Genomic DNA, 18,156 nt, shown 5'->3' with positions numbered 1-18,156 from the left:
GAAAGCTTTGCGCGTTTTTTCATAACCTGTAGTCATGCTCCCTCCGCGCCTTATGCCCAGCGCAATCCTTGAACTTCGCGAATACCGCCCGACCGACAGCACCGACACGCACGATTTCCATCAGGTGGTGATCGGGCACTCGGGGCGGATGGCGATTTCGCTCGACGGCGACGCGTCGCAATACGGCCGCGTGGGCGCGCGCAATGGCGTGGTGATTCCTGCGGGGGTGCGGCATGACTATCGGGGCGACGGGCCGAACCAGCAGGTCGTGCTCGACGTGCCGACGACAGTGGCCCGGGTGACGGGGAGCGAACGGGCGTTCGATCACGAGACGTTCTTCGCGCTCGATGCGGCAATGCTGGCGCTGGTGGGCCGCGTTTGTGCGTTTGCCTCGGCACAGGCCGATGACAGCCATGCGCTGAGCGCCGACGACCCCGGCGTGCGCGAGATGCTGGCGATGCTCACCGCGAAGCTGGCCCCGGCACGGCCGGCCCTGCGCACTGCGAAGCTCGATCTGGCAACGGTCGACGCAAGGCTTCAGGCGGATCTGGCGGCGCCGCTCGACACCGCGACACTCGCGTTCGAGGCGGGCATGAGCGTACGCCATTTCCACGATTGCTTCGTTGCGATGACGGGGGAAACGCCCCACCGGCACTTGATGCGTTTGCGGCTGGCGCGCGCCGCCGCGCTGCTGACGGCGCACGACGCCCCGCTTGCCGAGATCGCCCTCGATGTGGGTTTCAACGATCAGAGCGCCCTCACCCACGCCTTCCGCCAGCACTACGGCCAGACACCCGCCGTGTGGCGACGGGAACGCGCCGGTACACGCTGAACGTCTGCGCCGACGTTGCACCGGCGACACGCCGACGAGGTGCCGACAAAATACCGACGAAGCGCCAACGTTATCCCCAAGCAAAGTCAAAGCCGCCGCCTGCCGTTTTTCACAATCCCCCCGCACCCTTCGCGCGCTAGGCTTCTCTTTTTCTATTCGTTTCGTGCGGCCCCGGCCGCACGTCAGCACAGGAAGCAAGACATGGCCGAGACCATCGAGTGGCAGGATTTCGAAAAGATCGAATTGCGCGTAGGCACCGTCGTCGCCGCGCGCGTGAACGAGAAGGCAAAGAAGCCGGCGTACGTGCTTGAGGTCGATCTGGGTGAACTAGGTGTGAAGACGTCGAGCGCACAAATCACCGTGCACTACACGCCCGAGTCGCTTATCGGCAGGCAGGTACTGTGTGTATGCAACTTCGCGCCGAAGCGCATCGCAGGCGTGGCGTCGGAAGTGCTGGTCACCGGCTTTGCCGACGAAAGCGGTGCCATCGTGCTCGCCGGTGTGGAACGCGGTGTGCCTAACGGCGCGCGCCTTCACTAGTCCCGATGCGTCCCGATGAGTTCTGGGCAGTCCCGGATCAGGGCTGCGGGCAATAATCGACTTGCCGCGCAAACGCCGCGCGATCGGCGTCGAACACATCGCGTTGCACGATGGCGTGCTCACCCACGGCCCGGTCAAACGACAGCTTCCCGTCGAGATGGTCGATCTCGTGCTGCAACAGTTCGGCCTCGGCCAGCGGCAGTTGCGCCTTCAGGCGCACCTCGCCCGACAGGTCGACGCAACGCACAGAGATCGACGCGTAGCGTGACACCCGCACCAGCGTGTCCGGGAAACACATACAGTCGTCCCAGAGCGTGACGCGTTCGTCGCTCGTCCATACGATTTCAGGATTGACGATCACGTCGGGCCACCCCGGCACGGCGAGCGCAATCATGCGCCGGTCGATAGCGATTTGCGGCGCGGCGATGGCGCGCCCGAAACCATGCGCCGCGCGAAAAGCCGCCAACGCCTCTCGCAGATCGGCGGCATCGCGGCGCACCGCCGGATCGGTGACGTCCACCACCTCCGCCGCCACCCGGCTCAGCGACGGCGCACCCACACGAAGAATTTCGCGCGTCATGACGCCTCCCCAGTTGCAGGCATCGGTTCCGCCACGGCGGCAGGCAACGAGCGCCCGCCGAGTCGTTGCACGGGGCATCTGAACGAGTTACACGTCATGTCTGGCAACATCGGAATCCACGCCTGTTGGTTGAGCGATTGCCACGATTGTAGAGGGCAGCCGCGAAATGCAATTTCGTTGAAGTGCGCTTTACGTCAATAAACTTCCATACGCCAACGGATGTCAGGGCGCCTGCCGATGGTCGGACGAGAGACGTCGAAAACGCCTTTTCCCACGTAATTGCATGGGAATTCACTTCAACAGGCCAATACCGATCCTCATTCGCCTAAAAAAGTCGCACAACGCCGACACTTTCCCGAGTCTTGGCAGTCGAAACGCCCGATTCGGCAGCCTGCCCGGCGCCGGGCGGGAACTCTGATCCCGCAACGACACGCGCCCACAGCACGCAGTGTTCCAAAAAAATAGGTCGGCGGAGACAGCGATTGAAACCCTTATTACATCGGCTATACCTCGGACTCGGCGGACTGGCCGCGTTCTGGGCGCTCGGCATGATCAGCGCCAACGAATACGGCAAGAGCGCCGCCCTCATGGCGACCGCCCTGCCCGGCCTTGCCGGCCTTTGCCTGCTATTGCGCGCGCGGCCGGTGTGGTTGAGCGTCACCACCCTCAGCGTCTTCGCCGTGTTCCTTCTCGATGCGGCGACCAAGGGCTTCCTGCGCGACTACTTCGGCATGCGCCCCAATCACTTGCTGGTGCTGCACGCGGTGTTCAACACCAATCCGTCGGAAACCAGCGAGTTCTTCCGCCATAACTGGCGCGACGTCTTCGAAGCCAGTGCCGCCTTCGTGGTGCTGATGGGCGCGGTCGTTTTCGGTGAGCGCCGCTTCACACGCAACGAGGCCCGGCAAACGCCCGCACCGATGCGGCGCACCGGCAAATCTGCCGTCGTGGCGCTGCTGGCCGTCTTCCTTGCGCTGCACTTCAACCCGACCATGGCCAAGGAGAATCCGCTACTCTACTGGCCGATGCGCTATCTCGATTACAAAGGGCAAGCCGATCATGCCGCCCAGTTGCAACGCGACCTCGACCGCAACATGGCGCAGCGTGCCGATTGGCGCGTGCAGTACCGCGGGCCGGACAAGAACACCGTCGTCTGGGTGATCGGCGAGAGTTTGAATCGCAACAACATGTCGCTCTACGGCTACGCGCGCAACACGACGCCGATGCTCGATTCCCTGCGCGGCGATCTCACGGTGTTCCGCGACGTGGTGTCGTCGGAACCGGCGACGATGTCGTCGCTCATGAAGATGCTCACGCCCGCCAGCCTCGACGACCCGGAGGCGTGGACGCGCCAGCCCGATGTCGTGATGCTCGCGCGGGAAGCCGGTTATCGCACGTACTGGATCTCGAATCAGGTGCCCAACGACGGTTGGCTCGGTTTAGTGGCCAAGCGCGCCGACGAGCAGGTGTTCATCAACAAGGGTTACGGGCGCGGCGAGAACAACGTCGACGGCAACCTGCTGCCGGCATTCGATGCGGCGCTGGCCAGCGATGCCCCGAAGAAGCTGATCATCGTGCATCTGCTGGGGGCGCACCCGACCTACGACATGCGCTATCCCGAGGAATTCGCGCGCTTCGACAATACCGACGATGCCGTGATGGCCTCGCTCGCGGCACAAGGCCGGTCGACGTGGGTGCGGCACCTGCGCAACGAGTACGACAATGCCATCGCGTACAACGATTTCGTCGTCTCCAATCTGATTCGCAAAACGATGGCGACGGGTGCGCAGACCGACGCCAGCCTGTTGTTCAGTTCCGACCATGCGCAGGAAGTGGGGCATACGCGCAATCATGCCGGGCAGTCGGTGACCGATGCGTCCGGTTATGAAATTCCGATGGTCGTGTGGTCACGCGACGGCGCGCAGCAACCCGGCGCGCCCAACCAATTGACACAGGCCGTGCTGGAAGCGCGCCCGTACCAGACCGACCGCCTCGAACACACGCTGCTGGGCATGCTCGACATCGACACGCGTTACTACAGTGCCTCGGACGATCTACTCAGCCCGGCTTTCACGCCGCGCGAGCGTCGCATCAACGGGCAGGCGTACACGTGGCAGCAGCCAAATAGCTAGGCAACGCACCGCCCGAATTCATTCGCAATTCCATCAAACTTCGACCGGAATTCAATCGCAAGAAACGGAGCGTCTCTCCGCCCCGCTCGGCCTAGACTCCCCCTCGTCTGACCAATTTCGAGGGGATCGGTATGGCAGAGGAGTGGGCGCAAAGCCCGAAGGCACCGCCCGTCACGTCGCGCGTGACATCGCTCGTGACATCGCTTTCGCATGCGAATCTCGCCGCGCAGTTCAGTGAACAGATGACGCTCGCCGTCATTCCCATCGTCGCCGTCATCGCGCTCGGGGCCTCGGCTGAACAATCCGCCTCGTTGCAGGCGGCCACCACCCTCCCCTTTCTGCTGCTCTCGCTGCCCGCCGGCGTGCTGGCCGATCGCTACCGGCGCAAGCCGCTCATGATCGCGACGGAGTTGCTGCGCGCGGTCGCCCTGCTCGGCTTGTTCGCGCTGTTTCGTGCGCATCTGCTGACACTTCCCGCCCTCGGAATACTCGGTTTCGCGATGGCCACCGGCACGGTCGTGTTCGGTGCGGCGGCGCCGTCGCTGGTGGCAGCGCTCATCGATCCGGCAGACCTGCTCACGGCCAACCGGCGGCTTGAGATTGCGCGCAGTATTGCGTTCACGGCGGGCCCGGCGCTGGGCGGCCTATTGGCGGGATGGGCGTCGGGCACGCTCGCCTTTGCCGCTGCGTTCGTGCTCTCGCTCGCCAGCGTCTATTGCCTGACGCGCTTGCCGGCCGAAGCCCCGCGTGTGGCATCTCACCGCCATTTCGTGCATGAACTGGCCGAGGGGGTGCGCTTCATTGCGCACAGCCCTTACCTGCGGCCTATCGTGGCGACGGCGTTCGTCTTCAATACCTCGTGGTATCTGTTGCTCGCCATCTTCGCGTACTACGCCATTCACTCGCTGGCCTTCTCGGCGCAGGCGGTCGGCATCGCGCTGGGCGTTTATGGCTTCGGGATGGTGTGTGGTGCGTTCGGCTACCGGCGCGTAGCAAAGCGGCTGTCGTTCGGCCGACAGATCGTGCTGGGCCCCGCCTGTGCCGCCATCGCGTCGTTGCTGATGGTGGCGACGTGGCAGATGTCGGGCGGCGTGGCGGCCTATGCCGTGGTATTCGCCGCGTTCTTCCTGTTCGGCTTCGGCCCGATCGTGTGGACCATCTCCACGACATCGCTGCGTCAGGTCGTGACGCCGGGCGGGCTGATCGCCCGCGTGTCGGCGGTGACGATGACGGCCACGGCCGGGGCGCGTCCGTTCGGGGCGTTTCTCGGCGCATGGCTGGCCGCGACCCTCGGCACGCGGTATTGTCTGGCCACCATGGCGGCCGGCTTCGCGGTGCAACTCGGCATCATCGTGTTTTCGCCGGCCTCGCGACTGTCCGCCATCGAAGCGGCGTCGCTGGATGCCGCTGCACCGGCCTGAAGCATCCCGCGCGTTGACGCTGCATTGACGCCGAAATGAAAAAAGCCGACGCAGTCGCCTGCGTCGGCTTTTTTTGCTACCGGGTATTCGATATCACACCATCAGAGGATCTGATGCTCAGACGTCGAGACGCGTGACGAACTTCGGTTGCAGGTAAGCTTCGAGGGCTTCCGGTCCGCCTTCCGAACCGTAGCCGCTGTCCTTCACGCCGCCGAACGGCACTTCCGGCAGGGCGAGGCCCGAATGGTTGATCGTCAGCATGCCGCTTTCCACGCGCGTGGACAGACGCTGCGCCGTGCCCGCCGACGTGGTGTAGGCATACGCGGCCAGACCATACGGCAGACGGTTGGCTTCGGCGATGGCTTCTTCTTCCGTATCGAACGGGTTGATGATCGCCACCGGACCGAACGGCTCTTCGTGCATGATCTTCGCCGTGAGCGGCACGTTGCACAGCACCGTCGGTGCGTAGAAATGACCACCGTCGGCGGCACGCTTGCCACCGGTTTTCAGTTCGGCACCGTGAGCCACGGCGTCATCGACGATGGCGCTGATGGCTTCGAAGCGCTTGCCGTTCACGAGCGGGCCCATCGTCGTTTCCGGGTCCAGACCGTTACCCACGCGCACGGCTTCGGCCGCCTTCACGAAGGCCGCGACGAACTGGTCGTACACGCCGCGTTGCACGATGAAACGCGTCGGTGCGATACAGACTTGACCCGCGTTGCGGAACTTGCCGCCGGCGAGGTTGCGCACGGCAGCAGCGATGTCGGCATCGTTGAAGATCAGCGCCGGCGCATGGCCGCCGAGTTCCATCGTCACGCGTTTCATGTGCAGACCGGCCATGGCGGCCAGTTGCTTGCCCACCGGCGTGGAGCCCGTGAACGAGACCTTGCGGATGGTCGGGTGCGGAATCAGGTACGACGAGATTTCGGCCGGTACGCCATACACGAGGTTCAGCACACCATCGGGCAGACCGGCGTCGGCGAAAGCGCGAATCAGCGCTGCGGGCGATGCCGGGGTTTCTTCCGGTGCCTTGACGATTACCGAGCAACCGGCGGCCAGCGCAGCGGAGACTTTGCGCACGACCTGATTGACCGGGAAGTTCCACGGCGTGAAGGCAGCGACGGCGCCGACCGGCGTCGGGATCACCAACTGGGTGACGTTCGGCACGCGCGACGGGACGAGGCGGCCATAGGCGCGTTTGCCTTCTTCTGCGAAGAATTCAATGATGTCGGCGGCGGAGAGCACTTCGCCCTTGGCTTCACCGACGGGCTTGCCCTGCTCCAGCGTCATCTGGCGGGCGATATCGCCCACGCGCTCGCGCAGCAGGCCAGCGGCCTTGCGCATGAGCTTGGCGCGCTCGAAGGGGGCGACTTCGCGCCACTTGGCGAAACCGGCTTCGGCGGCGGCAAGGGCGGCGTCCAGATCCGGCTGCGTGGCGCGGGCCACGGTGCCGATGGTCTCACCGGTGGCCGGGTTTTCGATCGGCAGCGTCAGGCCTTCTGCGCCTGCTTTCCACTGCCCATTGATAAAGAGTTCTACGTTGTGCGACATGCTCAAGTCTCCGGTTGGCAATACGTGCGACAGCATAACGCAGCCTATCGATTCTCGCCGGGACCGCATTCGGGCGGTGCTCGCGCCCGGTTTTTTATTTTTCCGGTGTTATTTGACGGAGCGGCGCGTCGCGGGCGCTGCCGAGTCATCACGGAACCCGACTTCCCGGACGCTCAGCAAGCAATCCACCGCCCATAGCGTCAGAAACATGCCGAACTGCGCGCCAAGCGCACTTCGTGCGAGCAGGCCTGCGACCGTACCAATCAGCCCCAGCACGATCGCACCGCGCCAAAAGTGCAGGGTTTTGATCCCGAACGTCGTACGCGGCTGTCGGCGCGAGCCGTAGAACCAACTCGGGAACACCACCATGAAGATCGAACAGGCGAAATAACTGAATAGCGCCGGGAAATAGCTTCCCATCACCCTCGACCAGTCAACCAGCCAGAACATCCCGGCAAGGAGCAGTAACGCAACGTACCAAACGGCGCGTGGTAGGTATGTCGTCTTCATGGGCATCTCTCTGATCGAATTCCCGCCATCGTAACGGCGTACATGTCGCCCTGCCAGACCCCAAAGCAAAAAGGGCCGGTACCCAGTGCAACGCGTGATGCGCCACCGAATACCGGCCCTGCGAGCGCGGACGTTTCCGTCCACACTCTCTGGCGAATCAGCCCGCCAGAATTTCCTTCAATGCGTCCGTGAAGGTCTCGCACTCGGCGTCGGTGCCCACCGTAATGCGCAGGAACTGCGCCACGCGCGCGTTCTTGAAGTGACGCACGATGATCGCGCGCTCACGCAGCGCAGCCGCCAGTTGCGCGGCATCGTGCGCCGGATGACGCGCGAACACGAAGTTCGCCTTCGACGGCAGCACTTCAAAACCCAGCGCCGTCATGCGTTCAACCAGCGCCTCACGGCTCGCGATCACCGCCTGACGCGTCTGTTCGAAATACACCTCATCTTCGATCGCCGCCACACCGGCCGCTTGTGCCAGCCGGTCGAGCGGATACGAGTTGAAGCTGTTCTTCACGCGCTCCAGCGCTTCGATCAGATCCGGGTGACCGATGGCGAAACCCAGCCGCAATCCCGCCAATGAGCGCGACTTCGACAGCGTCTGCACCACTAGCAGATTCGGATACTTCGCAATCAACCCCGCTGCCGTCTCGCCGCCAAAGTCGATATACGCCTCATCGATCACGACCACCGAGCCCGCGTTATCCGTCAGCACTCGCTCGATCTCGCCCAAGGCGATCGCACGCCCCGTCGGTGCGTTCGGATTCGGGAAGATGATGCCGCCGTTCGGCTTGCGGTAATCCTCTGCGCGAATCTCGAACGTGTCGGACAGCGGCACGGTCTCGAACGCCACGCCATACAGTCCGCAATACACCGGATAGAAGCTGTACGTGATGTCCGGGTAGAGAATTGGCTTGTCGTGCTTGAGCAGCCCCTGAAACACGTTGGCCAGCACTTCGTCCGAACCGTTGCCCACGTGAACGTTGGCAACCTCCAGACCGAAACGCGTCGCGATGGCCTGCTTGAAGCGGCGCGCATCCGGGTCCGGATACAGCTTCAGCGCTTCGGCATCGCTGCCGAGGGCGTCGCGAATCGCGGCGAGCACGCGCGGCGACGGGCCGTACGGGTTCTCGTTGGTGTTGAGCTTGATGAGCCGCTGCATTTGCGGCTGCTCACCGGGCACATAGGGCGTCAGATCGGCAACGCCCGCGCTCCAGAATCGACTCATGTCCGCTGCGCTCCGCTTATTGCGCGTTCGGCGCAAAGCCGCGCGACAGATCGGCCTGAATGTCGGCGGGCGACTCAAGCCCCACCGCCAGACGAATCAACCCTTCCGTAATCCCCGCAGCAGCGCGCGCTTCCGGCGTGATACGGCCGTGCGTGGTGCTGGCCGGGTGCGTGATGGTCGTACGCGTATCGCCCAAGTTGCCGGTAATCGACAGCACGCGCGTGTTGTCGATCACGCGCCACGCGTTTTCGCGTTGCTCGGCCGGCGTGGCGCCCTTCAGTTCGAACGCGACGATGGCACCGCCCGCCTTCTGCTGACGCTGCGCGAGTTCGTATTGCGGGTGCGACGGCAGGCCCGGGTAGAACACGCGTGCCACTTGCGGTTGCTGCTCCAGCCATTGCGCCACGGTCAGTGCGCTGGCCGATTGCCGCTCCATGCGCAGCGACAGCGTTTCCATGCCCTTCAGAATCACCCACGCGTTAAACGCCGAGAGCGTCGGGCCGGCACTGCGCACGAACGGGAAGACCTTGCCCATGATGAAATCTTTCGTGCCCACGATAGCGCCGCCCAACACGCGGCCCTGACCGTCGAGATACTTGGTGGCCGAGTGCACGACCACATCTGCACCGTATTCGATCGGACGCTGCAACGCCGGCGTACAGAAACAGTTGTCGACGACGAACAAGGCGTTCGCTTCCTTCGCAATCTTGCCGATGGCGGCGATGTCCGCGATGTCGGTGAGCGGGTTCGACGGGGTTTCGAGGAAGAACATCTTCGTGTTCGGCTTGATCGCGGCGCGCCACGCGTCGAGATCGGTCGGATCGACGAAGGTCGTCTCCACGCCGAAACGACTGAAGATCGTCGAGAACACGTTCAGCGTGGAGCCGAAGATGCTTTGCGAGCTGACGAGGTGATCGCCGGCCGACAGGGCCGTCATCACGACCGAGACAATCGCGGCCATGCCCGAGGCGGTGGCCATGCAGGCCTCGCCGCCTTCCAGTGCTGCCAGACGGTCCTGGAACATCGACACCGTCGGGTTGGTGAAGCGCGAATAGGTGAAGCCCTCTTCCGAGTGCGCGAAGCGCTCGGCAGCCTCGGCCGCGCTCTTGAAGACGAAGCTCGAGGTCAGGTACAGCGCCTCGGAATGCTCACCGAACTCGGAGCGCTGCGTGCCCGCGCGCACCGCCAGGGTATCGAAATCGAAGGAGTCCATCGTGTATCTCGTTTCAAAAAGAAAAAGCCCGTTTCGCTTGTCAGCAAAACGGGCTCGAAATCCATCTGTCTAGGCCTCGCTTTAGCTGTTTCGGGGATGTTCCCCCACGTCCGCAAGCTGAAATCAAATCGACGTGAAAAGCAGTGTAGCACGTTGCAGGCATGGAAGGAAAATCCCTCCTTGCGCTGCTGGACGGCCTCTGGCGCCATAGCGCGCCCGCCGTCCGGTCTGAGCGGCGCGCTCAGCCATTGGCCTTACAGGCCGAGCTGAGCCCCGCGGGGCTCGTTTTCGTCACCCTCGCCACCATCACCATTGTCGCCGGCATCGCGCTCGACCGACGCCTTCGGCGCCTTGCGTTGCTGCTCCAGACGGTTCAGGTATTCGACGGTGATGTCGCCCGTGATGTAGTTGCCATCGAAGCACGAGGCATCAAAGTCGGTCAGCGCCGGGTTGATGTCGCGCACGGCGGCCTTCATGTCCTCGACGTCCTGATAAATCAGTTCGTCGGCACCGATGATGCGCGCCACTTCTTCGTCGCTGCGATCGTGGGCCACCAGTTCGCTGCGCGTCGGCATGTCGATGCCGTACACGTTCGGGAATTTCACGGGCGGTGCCGCCGACGCGAAGATCACCTTACGGGCACCGGCGTCGCGCGCCATCTGCACGATTTCCTGACTGGTCGTACCGCGCACGATCGAGTCGTCGACGATCAGCACGTTCTTGTCTTTGAACTCGACGCGCATGGCGTTGAGCTTCTGGCGCACCGACTTCTTGCGCATCGCCTGACCGGGCATGATGAAGGTACGGCCAACGTAGCGGTTCTTGAAAAAGCCTTCGCGATAATTCAGGCCCAGACGCTTGGCAACCTGCATGGCTGCCGGGCGGCTCGAGTCCGGAATCGGCATCACGACGTCGATGTCCTTGTAATCGATCTCGCGGCGAATCTTCTCGGCGAGATAGTCGCCCATGCGCAGACGCGCGTCGTAGACCGCCACGCCATCGAGCACCGAGTCAGGACGGGCCAGATACACGAGTTCGAAAATGCAGGGATGCAGCGACGTGGCTTCCGCGCATTGCTGCGAGGTCAGTTCGCCGTCGTTGCTGATGAAGATCGCCTCGCCCGGCTTGACGTCGCGCTCGAACGCGAAGCCCATGCCTTCGAGTGCCACCGACTCCGACGCCACCATCCACTCCGTGCCGTTCGGGCCTTCGAAGCGGCCGATGCACAGCGGACGGATACCGTTCGGATCGCGGAACGCGAGCAGACCGAAACCGGAGATGATCGAGACAATCGCGTACGAGCCACGCAGGCGGCGATGCACACCGCGCACGGCTTCGAACAGCGACGGCACGCTCAGGCCTTCGAGCGAGCTTTGCTGCAACTCGTGCGCGAGCACGTTGAGCAGCACTTCAGAGTCGGAGGTCGTGTTGATGTGACGGCGGTCGATGCGGAACATCTCGTCTTTGAGCTGTTCCCAGTTCGTCAGATTGCCGTTGTGCGCGAGCACGATGCCGTACGGGGCATTCACGTAGAACGGCTGAGCCTGCGCGGCGCTCGACGAACCGGCCGTCGGGTAGCGCACCTGACCGATACCCACCTGGCCCGGCAGGTCGCGCATGTTGCGCGTGCGGAACACGTCGCGCACCATGCCGTTGCCCTTGTGCATGTAGAACGACTGGCCATCCGTCGTCGCAATGCCGGCGGCGTCTTGGCCGCGGTGCTGCAACAGCAGCAGGCTATCGTAAATGAACTGATTGACAGGGGACTTGGAAACTACACCGACGATGCCACACATGGCATGAATCCTTCAAAAAACTTCGAAATCTGCGTCAAACGAACGGACCGTATTATCCGTCATTCGGAAACCTTGTGCAGGCCGGCGGACGGCGCGGCCGATCCGCCGCTGCGCATGCCCCACCCCTGCTGTATGCCATCGCTCGCACCGGGGCTCGCCAAACCGGCGCCCGGCGCTTGGCCGGATTCACTACCGGCGCTCCCAGCGCTACCACCGCCGCCGAGGCCCGCGTTCGTTCCGGCGCCATTCGCAACTCCACCGGCACCGTTCGTCTGCCCCGCCGCTGCGGCACCGCCGCTGAGGTTGTCGCGAATCCCGACCATCTCGCCACGGCTCTTCAAGCCGCCCTGCCCGCCGAGCATTTCCTGCATCCGGCGACTCGGTTCCCCATTAGGTTCCAATCGTGGCAAGGGGATCGGCGTGCCCAGCGAATTCACGCTCGGCACGGCCTCTTCGGGCTTGTGAAGGTAATGCTGCACCGGCTCGGGCAGATAGGGCATCAGGCGTTCCAGCCCGGCTTCGACCCACGGGCGCACCATCGATTGCTGCCACGCCGGTTGCTGCGGCAATGCTGTCAATCTGGCGGCGACCAGCAACAACATCAAGAGCAACATGCCGCGCACGATACCGAACAACATGCCTAAACCGCGATCGGCCGGACGCAGCCCGATCATGTCGGTCATGCGCCCCACCAGCGCGCTCACGATACCGGCACCGAACACGACGGCCACCAGCACCAGCAGGAAACCGAGCGCACCCTGCGTCATCTCGCCGCCCGGCAGGTCGGCCGGCAGCCAGTGCGCCACCGTCGGGCCAAAGGCGCGCGCCACGAAGAACGCCACCACCCAGCCCACCAGATTGAACAGCTCGCGTACCAGACCGCGCAACATGCCCAGCACCATCGAGCCGAGCAAAATGGCGATCGCCGCGTAATCCACTACGGTCATCAGACCGCCCTGCGCAAAATTACCCAACTCAGCCCGCCTCGGCGACCATCGCCGTCAGACCGGCATCACGAATCTTCTTGCTGGCGGCTTCGGCGCTGTTGCGGTCCGGGAACGGACCGGCACGCAGCAAGTACAGTTCGCGGCCGTCGACGTTGCCCTTCACCATGTAGCTCGGCACGTTCACGAGCTTGAGCTTGACGAGCCACGCCTGCGCACGGTCCTGCGTCGAGAAGGCGCCGATGCGCACCAGATACTTGCCATTGCCGGCGGGTGCCGCCGCTTTGGCTTGTGCATTGTCGTGATTGGCCGCCGGCTTGGCGTTGTTGTTCTGCGCGAACTGAGCGATCGGGTCGGCAGCGTTCAGGTCGGGCTTGTTGGCCGCCTTGGGCGTGTCGTGCGAATCGCTGGGCTTGGCCGCAGGCTTCGCCTCGGCGTGCTGCTCGGGCTTCTTCACCTCGGGCTTGCTGTCCGGCTTCGATTCCGGCTTGGCCTGCGCGACAGGCGGCGTGACCGGTGTAAGGGGCACCACGGGGGCGACCGCCGCGGACGGCGGCACACCCGTCGGCGCAGGCGGCACGGCCGCCGCTTGTGACTGGGACGAACCCGGCTTGTTGGTGCTACCACCGCTGCTATTGCCGCTATTCGCGAGCGAGTTGCCGTCGACGGCTTCTTCGCCCTTATCGAGCGACGCATCGGTCGACGGCGCCGCCGCTTGCGGTTTCACGCGCACGGGCGGCGAATTGGCATCTTTACCGGGAATCTGAATCGCGATGTCGTCGGCCGCCGGCTTGGGTTCGGGGGCCAGCACCATCGGCAGGATGATGACGGCCGCGAGCACCAACGCCAGCGCGCCTACCAGACGGCGGCGCGCGCGTTGCTTCTCGGGCAGCAGCGGGTCGAGTTGCTCGTGCTCGCTGTATTCGCCCCCTCCCGCCGTACGGCTGCCGGTGCGGCCGCTCTTGCGGCTACCGCGCTTCGGGGAAACGGCTTCGGCGTCTTTCTTGCGGAAGGAAAACAATCCCATAGGCCCTTGGCTCAGGTCGTAACTTGCGTCGTTGGACTGATCATCGCGCATCTGGTGCATCCTGCGCATGACATTTCTCGTAAGAAAATGTCACCACGATGACACCGTCAGGCGTTAGTGGCGCTGCAATTTGCGGTGCGACATCACACCCGCCACCGTAAAGAACGATCCAAAAACCACAATTCTATCATTCTCCCCGCACTGCTCGAGCGCGGCGGCATAGGCTTTCTCAGGGGATTCGAAGGTTTCGACCGAATGATCGGCGTCATCGACAAAGCCGACTGCGCGAAGCTTCTCTTCCAGCACTTCCGGACTCGCTGCGCGCGGGGTCGGCAAACCGCACACGCGCCAGTGATCGACCTTGTCGACCATGTGCCGCAGTACGCCTTCGATGTCCTTGTCGGCCATCGCCCCGAACACCGCGTAGGTGTAAGGGAAGAACCCCATGCCGTCGAGGTTGTGGCCCAGCGCGGCGGCCGCGTGCGGGTTGTGCGCCACGTCGAGCACCACGGCCGGACGCCCCGGCAGCACCTGAAAACGTCCCGGCAATTCGACGGACGCCAGCCCCAGACGGATGTCCTGCGCCGACACCGGCAGCTCGGAGCGCATCGATTCCAGCGCCGCCAGTGCGGCAGAGGCATTCAGCAACTGGTTGGCACCGCGCAGCGCCGGATACGCCAGCGCCGGGCGTCGCATGTTGCGCCCTGCGTAGCTCCACTGCTGCTTGTCGCCCTGATAGTTGAAGTCACGCCCGAATTGCCAGAAGTCGGCACCGATGCGTTCGGCTTCGGCAGCCAGCGTGGCGGGCGGCATCGGGTCACCGCAGACCGCCGGCTTGCCCGCGCGGAAGATGCCCGCCTTCTCGATGGCGATCGCTTCGCGCGTGTTGCCCAGATACTCGGCGTGATCGATGTCGATGCTGGTGATGACCGCGCAGTCGGCGTCGATGATGTTGACCGCGTCGAGACGCCCGCCCAGCCCGACTTCGAGAATCACGGCGTCGAGGCCCGCAGTGGCGAACATCTGCATGATCGCCAGCGTGGTGAATTCGAAATAGGTGAGCGAGACGGGTTCATCAAAGCTCGTGCGGGCACGCTCGACGGCCTCGAAATGCGGCAGCAGCGTCGCATCGTCGACGATCTCGCCATTGATGCGGGCGCGCTCGTTGAACGTGAGCAGGTGCGGCGAGGTGTGGCAGCCGACGCGATAGCCGGCCGAGAGCAGAATCGCCTCGATAATCGCGCAGGTCGAGCCTTTGCCGTTGGTACCGCCGACGGTGAAGACAGGACAAGGGAAATGCAGGCCGAGGGCCTCTTTCACGCGCCCGATGCGCGTAAGCCCCATGTCGATGCCCACAGGGTGAGCGGTTTCAAGATGGGCGAGCCAGGCGTCGAGAGTGGAGTATGTCGGCATGAATGTGCGGGCAGAAAAACAAAGCGCGGACGAACGTCCGCGCTTGAGATGCTGCTAAGTAATGCAATGACTTGGGTGACACGTACGTGGCACTGCGTGGCGTGGCGCCATTTTACGCCGATGCACGCGCCTTGGGGGCGGCATACCGAACGTTGCAACGCCATGCCGCAGTGTTTCGCCGTGGTGCTTCACCGCAACGCTTCACCGGAGTGCAGCGGTGCGGCGCGCCCCCCATCAGGCCACCGCGTCAGCCGGCTGGCACTGCATCAGTGCGATCAGACGTGCGATTTCTTCGCGCATCTTGCGGCGGTCGACGATCATGTCGATCGCGCCCTTTTGCAGCAGGAACTCCGAACGCTGGAAACCTTCCGGCAGCTTTTCACGCACGGTCTGTTCGATCACGCGCGGACCGGCAAACCCGATCAGCGCCTTCGGCTCGGCCATCACCACGTCGCCCAAGAAGGCGAAGCTTGCCGACACGCCACCCATCGTCGGGTCGGTCAGCACCGAGATGAACGGCAGCTTGGCATCGGCCAGCTTGGTCAGCATGGCCGTGGTCTTGGCCATCTGCATCAGCGAAAGCAGGCTTTCCTGCATACGCGCACCGCCCGAAGCGGTCACGCAGATGAACGGCACGCCCTGCTCCAGCGCATTCTGCGCACCGCGCACGAAGCGCTCGCCGACCACCGAACCCATCGAACCGGCCATGAACGCGAACTCGAAGCACGCCACCACCACCGGCAGCGTGTGGATCGCCCCGCCCATCACGACCATGGCGTCGGTTTCACCCGTGTCGTCCATGGCTTCTTTGATGCGGTCCGGGTACTTGCGGCTGTCCTTGAACTTGAGCGCGTCGACCGGCACGATTTCCTGACCCAGCTCGTAGCGGCCTTCCGGATCGAGCAACGCGTCCAGACGGGCGCGCGCACCGATGCGCATGTGATGGTCGCACTTCGGGCAGACATGCAGATTGGCTTCCACGTCGTTGCGATACAGCACGGCTTCGCACGACGGGCACTTGATCCACAGCCCTTCCGGGATGCTCTTGTTGCGCTGCGTCGGATCGGTTTGCTTGATCTTCGGGGGCAGCAGCTTATCGAGCCAGCTCATAGTTTCTCCTTGGCAAACGCCCGCCCCCGGGCGGGGACGGGCGTCTTAGCGGCCTGACGGCCGTTTCAATTCAGCGTTTCATCGGCGGGATGATACCCCACCCGGCCGCGCGTGTTACCGCGCTGGCAGGCCCTCGTCGAGCGCCTGACGGATTTCGCCGATGAATTCAGCCAGCGATTTTACCGCGTTCTGGCCTTCCAGATCACGCGGCGTGTTTTCAAGCCGTTGCACGATGGCACTGCCGATCACCACGGCATCGGCCACGCCCGAGATGGCACGGGCCGTTTCGGCATCGCGAATACCGAAGCCCACACCCACCGGCAACGGTGCCACCGCCTTGATCTGGGGGATTTTCGCGGCCACGCTGTCCAGATCGAGGCTCGCCGCACCGGTCACACCCTTGAGCGAGACGTAGTACAGATAGCCGCTCGCCTGCTTAGCCACGGCGGCAATGCGCGCGTCGGTCGAGGTCGGCGCCAGCAGGAAGATCGGATCGATACCGCGGGCGCGCATGGCACCGGCGTATTCCTCGGCTTCCTCAGGCGGGTAGTCGACCACCAGCACGCCGTCCACCCCGGCCGCCGCTGCCCGTTCGGCAAAGGCGTCGAGCCCCATCGCCTCGATGGGATTGGCGTAGCCCATCAGCACGATCGGGGTGCGGTCGTTGGTCTGGCGGAATGCAGCCACGTAGCCGAGCACCTCGGCGAGGCTCACGCCACGTGCCAACGCGCGCTCGGACGCGCGCTGAATCACCGGACCGTCGGCCATCGGGTCGGAAAACGGCACGCCGAGTTCGATGACGTCGGCGCCGTTATCGGCCAGTGCATGCATCAGTTTGACCGTCCAGCCCGGCTCGGGGTCACCGGCGGTAATGAACGGAATGAGGCCCTTCTTACCCTGCGCTTGCAAGGCTTGGAACGTCGCTTGAATGCGGGACATGATCGGAAAGTCTCTGAAGTCGTTGGTTGGCGAGCGCGTGGTAGTGCGCGTTCAGCTCGAAGCCGACGAAACGCCGGCCGTGCAGCGCGCAGGCCACGGCAGTCGTGCCACTGCCCATAAACGGGTCAAGCACGAGGCCGCCGGGCGGGCAGCTCGACAGCACCATGCGCTCGATGATATGCAGCGGTTTCTGCGTCGGATGATCGACGCGTTCGGGGTCTTGCCGGTGCAATCGCGAGATGGACCACAGATCCTTGGGGTTGTAACCGAGTTCCAGCCACTTGCTGCCCTCGAAGATGCGACGCGAGCGCGCCTTCTTCGTCGCGGCGTCGTAAGGCACGCGCACGGCGTCGAGATCGAAGTAATAGTCTTTCGAAATCGCGAAGAAGCCGATGTTGTCGTGCACCGACGAAAAGCGTCGCGTGCTGCCGCCCATGCTCGGTACGCGGCGATCCCAGATGATCTCGTTGATCATCAGCATGCGCTGCTTGAGGAACACGAACAGCTCGGGGGCGTATTGCCACGTGCAGAACAGATACAGCGAGCCGCGCGGCGCGAGTTTCGGAATCGCCGCCTCGAGCCAGCCGTACGTCCAGCCGAGAAAGTCCTCGCCCGAACGCTTGTCGGAGTCGTTGCCGTAATCCTTGCCCAGCCCATACGGCGGGTCGGCAAGAATCAGGTCGACGGACCCGTCCGGCAGTTCATGCACGTGTTGCAGGAAGTCGGCATGACGTAGGGCAATGTCGCCCGGCGCCCAGCGCGCGCGAAGCTCGCCGGCCGCCTCCATGGCTTCGAGACGCGCAGCCGCGGCTTCGGTGGCATCAACAGGACGAGCGGGACGCGCAGTCCCGAGGACGTCATTTTGTGCCTCGCCCTGAGCGATGGTCTCTTGCGGCGGCGCGTTGCGGTCGGTCATGCTG

The 18,156-nt window shown here is 64.0% G+C and carries 16 protein-coding genes; 4 read left to right on the top strand and 12 right to left on the bottom strand.

Going from position 1 to position 18,156, the window contains the following annotated elements:
• Window positions 1–52: 52 nt before the first annotated feature.
• Together PIN31009_RS10610 and PIN31009_RS10605 are read left to right on the top strand one after the other, a co-directional pair.
• Window positions 53–832, top strand: a complete 780-nt coding sequence (locus PIN31009_RS10610; RefSeq protein ID WP_174997086.1) for a helix-turn-helix domain-containing protein — start codon at window positions 53–55, stop codon at window positions 830–832.
• A gap of 201 nt (window positions 833–1,033) precedes the next feature.
• Window positions 1,034–1,372, top strand: a complete 339-nt coding sequence (locus PIN31009_RS10605) for a tRNA-binding protein (protein WP_150790170.1) — start codon at window positions 1,034–1,036, stop codon at window positions 1,370–1,372.
• Between the two features lie 37 nt (window positions 1,373–1,409).
• On the opposite strand, the gene PIN31009_RS10600 is transcribed toward PIN31009_RS10605, so the two are convergent.
• Complete coding sequence (locus PIN31009_RS10600) at window positions 1,410–1,952, bottom strand: peptide deformylase (protein ID WP_150790169.1); 543 nt, start codon at window positions 1,950–1,952, stop codon at window positions 1,410–1,412.
• A 482-nt stretch (window positions 1,953–2,434) separates the two neighbouring features.
• Between PIN31009_RS10600 and PIN31009_RS10595 the strand changes: the two genes are divergently transcribed.
• On the top strand, window positions 2,435–4,084 hold the full coding sequence (locus PIN31009_RS10595; RefSeq protein ID WP_150790168.1) for a phosphoethanolamine transferase: 1,650 nt from the start codon (window positions 2,435–2,437) through the stop codon (window positions 4,082–4,084).
• A gap of 131 nt (window positions 4,085–4,215) precedes the next feature.
• Complete coding sequence (locus tag PIN31009_RS10590) at window positions 4,216–5,505, top strand: MFS transporter (protein WP_150790167.1); 1,290 nt, start codon at window positions 4,216–4,218, stop codon at window positions 5,503–5,505.
• A gap of 117 nt (window positions 5,506–5,622) precedes the next feature.
• On the opposite strand, the gene PIN31009_RS10585 is transcribed toward PIN31009_RS10590, so the two are convergent.
• The 11 genes from PIN31009_RS10585 to PIN31009_RS10535 form a co-directional block, all read right to left on the bottom strand.
• Window positions 5,623–7,056: an NAD-dependent succinate-semialdehyde dehydrogenase gene (locus PIN31009_RS10585; protein ID WP_058379306.1), complete on the bottom strand. Its 1,434-nt coding sequence runs from the start codon at window positions 7,054–7,056 to the stop codon at window positions 5,623–5,625.
• Between the two features lie 108 nt (window positions 7,057–7,164).
• Window positions 7,165–7,566, bottom strand: a complete 402-nt coding sequence (locus PIN31009_RS10580) for a hypothetical protein (RefSeq protein ID WP_150790166.1) — start codon at window positions 7,564–7,566, stop codon at window positions 7,165–7,167.
• Window positions 7,567–7,723: 157 nt separating this feature from the next.
• Window positions 7,724–8,794: a histidinol-phosphate transaminase gene (gene hisC, locus PIN31009_RS10575; protein ID WP_150790165.1), complete on the bottom strand. Its 1,071-nt coding sequence runs from the start codon at window positions 8,792–8,794 to the stop codon at window positions 7,724–7,726.
• A gap of 16 nt (window positions 8,795–8,810) precedes the next feature.
• On the bottom strand, window positions 8,811–10,007 hold the full coding sequence (locus PIN31009_RS10570) for an O-succinylhomoserine sulfhydrylase (protein WP_058379309.1): 1,197 nt from the start codon (window positions 10,005–10,007) through the stop codon (window positions 8,811–8,813).
• A gap of 254 nt (window positions 10,008–10,261) precedes the next feature.
• Window positions 10,262–11,803: an amidophosphoribosyltransferase gene (purF, locus tag PIN31009_RS10565; protein ID WP_087722864.1), complete on the bottom strand. Its 1,542-nt coding sequence runs from the start codon at window positions 11,801–11,803 to the stop codon at window positions 10,262–10,264.
• Window positions 11,804–11,862: 59 nt separating this feature from the next.
• On the bottom strand, window positions 11,863–12,750 hold the full coding sequence (locus tag PIN31009_RS28085) for a CvpA family protein (protein WP_150790164.1): 888 nt from the start codon (window positions 12,748–12,750) through the stop codon (window positions 11,863–11,865).
• A 28-nt stretch (window positions 12,751–12,778) separates the two neighbouring features.
• The gene (locus PIN31009_RS10555) at window positions 12,779–13,774 is read right to left on the bottom strand and encodes an SPOR domain-containing protein (RefSeq protein ID WP_150790163.1); all 996 of its coding nucleotides are present in this window, start codon (window positions 13,772–13,774) and stop codon (window positions 12,779–12,781) included.
• Between the two features lie 114 nt (window positions 13,775–13,888).
• Window positions 13,889–15,187, bottom strand: coding sequence for a bifunctional tetrahydrofolate synthase/dihydrofolate synthase (gene folC / locus PIN31009_RS10550; protein WP_150684115.1), 1,299 nt, complete (start codon window positions 15,185–15,187; stop codon window positions 13,889–13,891).
• Window positions 15,188–15,421: 234 nt separating this feature from the next.
• Entirely contained in the window at window positions 15,422–16,297 is an 876-nt protein-coding gene (gene accD, locus PIN31009_RS10545; protein WP_058379314.1) for an acetyl-CoA carboxylase, carboxyltransferase subunit beta, read from the bottom strand.
• Window positions 16,298–16,411: 114 nt separating this feature from the next.
• Complete coding sequence (trpA, locus tag PIN31009_RS10540) at window positions 16,412–17,236, bottom strand: tryptophan synthase subunit alpha (protein ID WP_087688157.1); 825 nt, start codon at window positions 17,234–17,236, stop codon at window positions 16,412–16,414.
• Window positions 17,190–18,023 carry a DNA-methyltransferase gene (locus tag PIN31009_RS10535; RefSeq protein WP_087688726.1) on the bottom strand — a complete coding sequence of 278 codons (834 nt, stop codon included), beginning with the start codon at window positions 18,021–18,023 and terminating at the stop codon, window positions 17,190–17,192. Before PIN31009_RS10535 ends, trpA begins: the two co-directional genes overlap by 47 nt.
• Window positions 18,024–18,156: the final 133 nt, after the last annotated feature.

Source organism: Pandoraea iniqua (assembly GCF_902459685.1).
In the GTDB taxonomy this organism is placed as follows: domain Bacteria; phylum Pseudomonadota; class Gammaproteobacteria; order Burkholderiales; family Burkholderiaceae; genus Pandoraea; species Pandoraea iniqua.
Note: the sequence above shows the minus strand (reverse complement) of the source record. Positions and strands in the feature narration are given on the sequence as shown.

Excerpts from the sequence above, each read along its gene's own strand:
- purF (WP_087722864.1), bottom strand. The coding sequence starts at position 11,803 with ATGTGTGGCATCGTCGGTGTAGTTTCCAAGTCCCCTGTCAATCAGTTC.
- PIN31009_RS10585 (WP_058379306.1), bottom strand. The coding sequence starts at position 7,056 with ATGTCGCACAACGTAGAACTCTTTATCAATGGGCAGTGGAAAGCAGGC.
- PIN31009_RS10590 (WP_150790167.1), top strand. The coding sequence starts at position 4,216 with ATGGCAGAGGAGTGGGCGCAAAGCCCGAAGGCACCGCCCGTCACGTCG.
- PIN31009_RS10600 (WP_150790169.1), bottom strand. The coding sequence starts at position 1,952 with ATGACGCGCGAAATTCTTCGTGTGGGTGCGCCGTCGCTGAGCCGGGTG.
- folC (WP_150684115.1), bottom strand. The coding sequence starts at position 15,187 with ATGCCGACATACTCCACTCTCGACGCCTGGCTCGCCCATCTTGAAACC.
- PIN31009_RS28085 (WP_150790164.1), bottom strand. The coding sequence starts at position 12,750 with ATGACCGTAGTGGATTACGCGGCGATCGCCATTTTGCTCGGCTCGATG.
- PIN31009_RS10570 (WP_058379309.1), bottom strand. The coding sequence starts at position 10,007 with ATGGACTCCTTCGATTTCGATACCCTGGCGGTGCGCGCGGGCACGCAG.
- accD (WP_058379314.1), bottom strand. The coding sequence starts at position 16,297 with ATGAGCTGGCTCGATAAGCTGCTGCCCCCGAAGATCAAGCAAACCGAT.
- PIN31009_RS10605 (WP_150790170.1), top strand. The coding sequence starts at position 1,034 with ATGGCCGAGACCATCGAGTGGCAGGATTTCGAAAAGATCGAATTGCGC.
- hisC (WP_150790165.1), bottom strand. The coding sequence starts at position 8,794 with ATGAGTCGATTCTGGAGCGCGGGCGTTGCCGATCTGACGCCCTATGTG.
- PIN31009_RS10555 (WP_150790163.1), bottom strand. The coding sequence starts at position 13,774 with ATGGGATTGTTTTCCTTCCGCAAGAAAGACGCCGAAGCCGTTTCCCCG.
- PIN31009_RS10535 (WP_087688726.1), bottom strand. The coding sequence starts at position 18,023 with ATGGAGGCGGCCGGCGAGCTTCGCGCGCGCTGGGCGCCGGGCGACATT.
- PIN31009_RS10610 (WP_174997086.1), top strand. The coding sequence starts at position 53 with ATGCCCAGCGCAATCCTTGAACTTCGCGAATACCGCCCGACCGACAGC.
- PIN31009_RS10580 (WP_150790166.1), bottom strand. The coding sequence starts at position 7,566 with ATGAAGACGACATACCTACCACGCGCCGTTTGGTACGTTGCGTTACTG.
- trpA (WP_087688157.1), bottom strand. The coding sequence starts at position 17,236 with ATGTCCCGCATTCAAGCGACGTTCCAAGCCTTGCAAGCGCAGGGTAAG.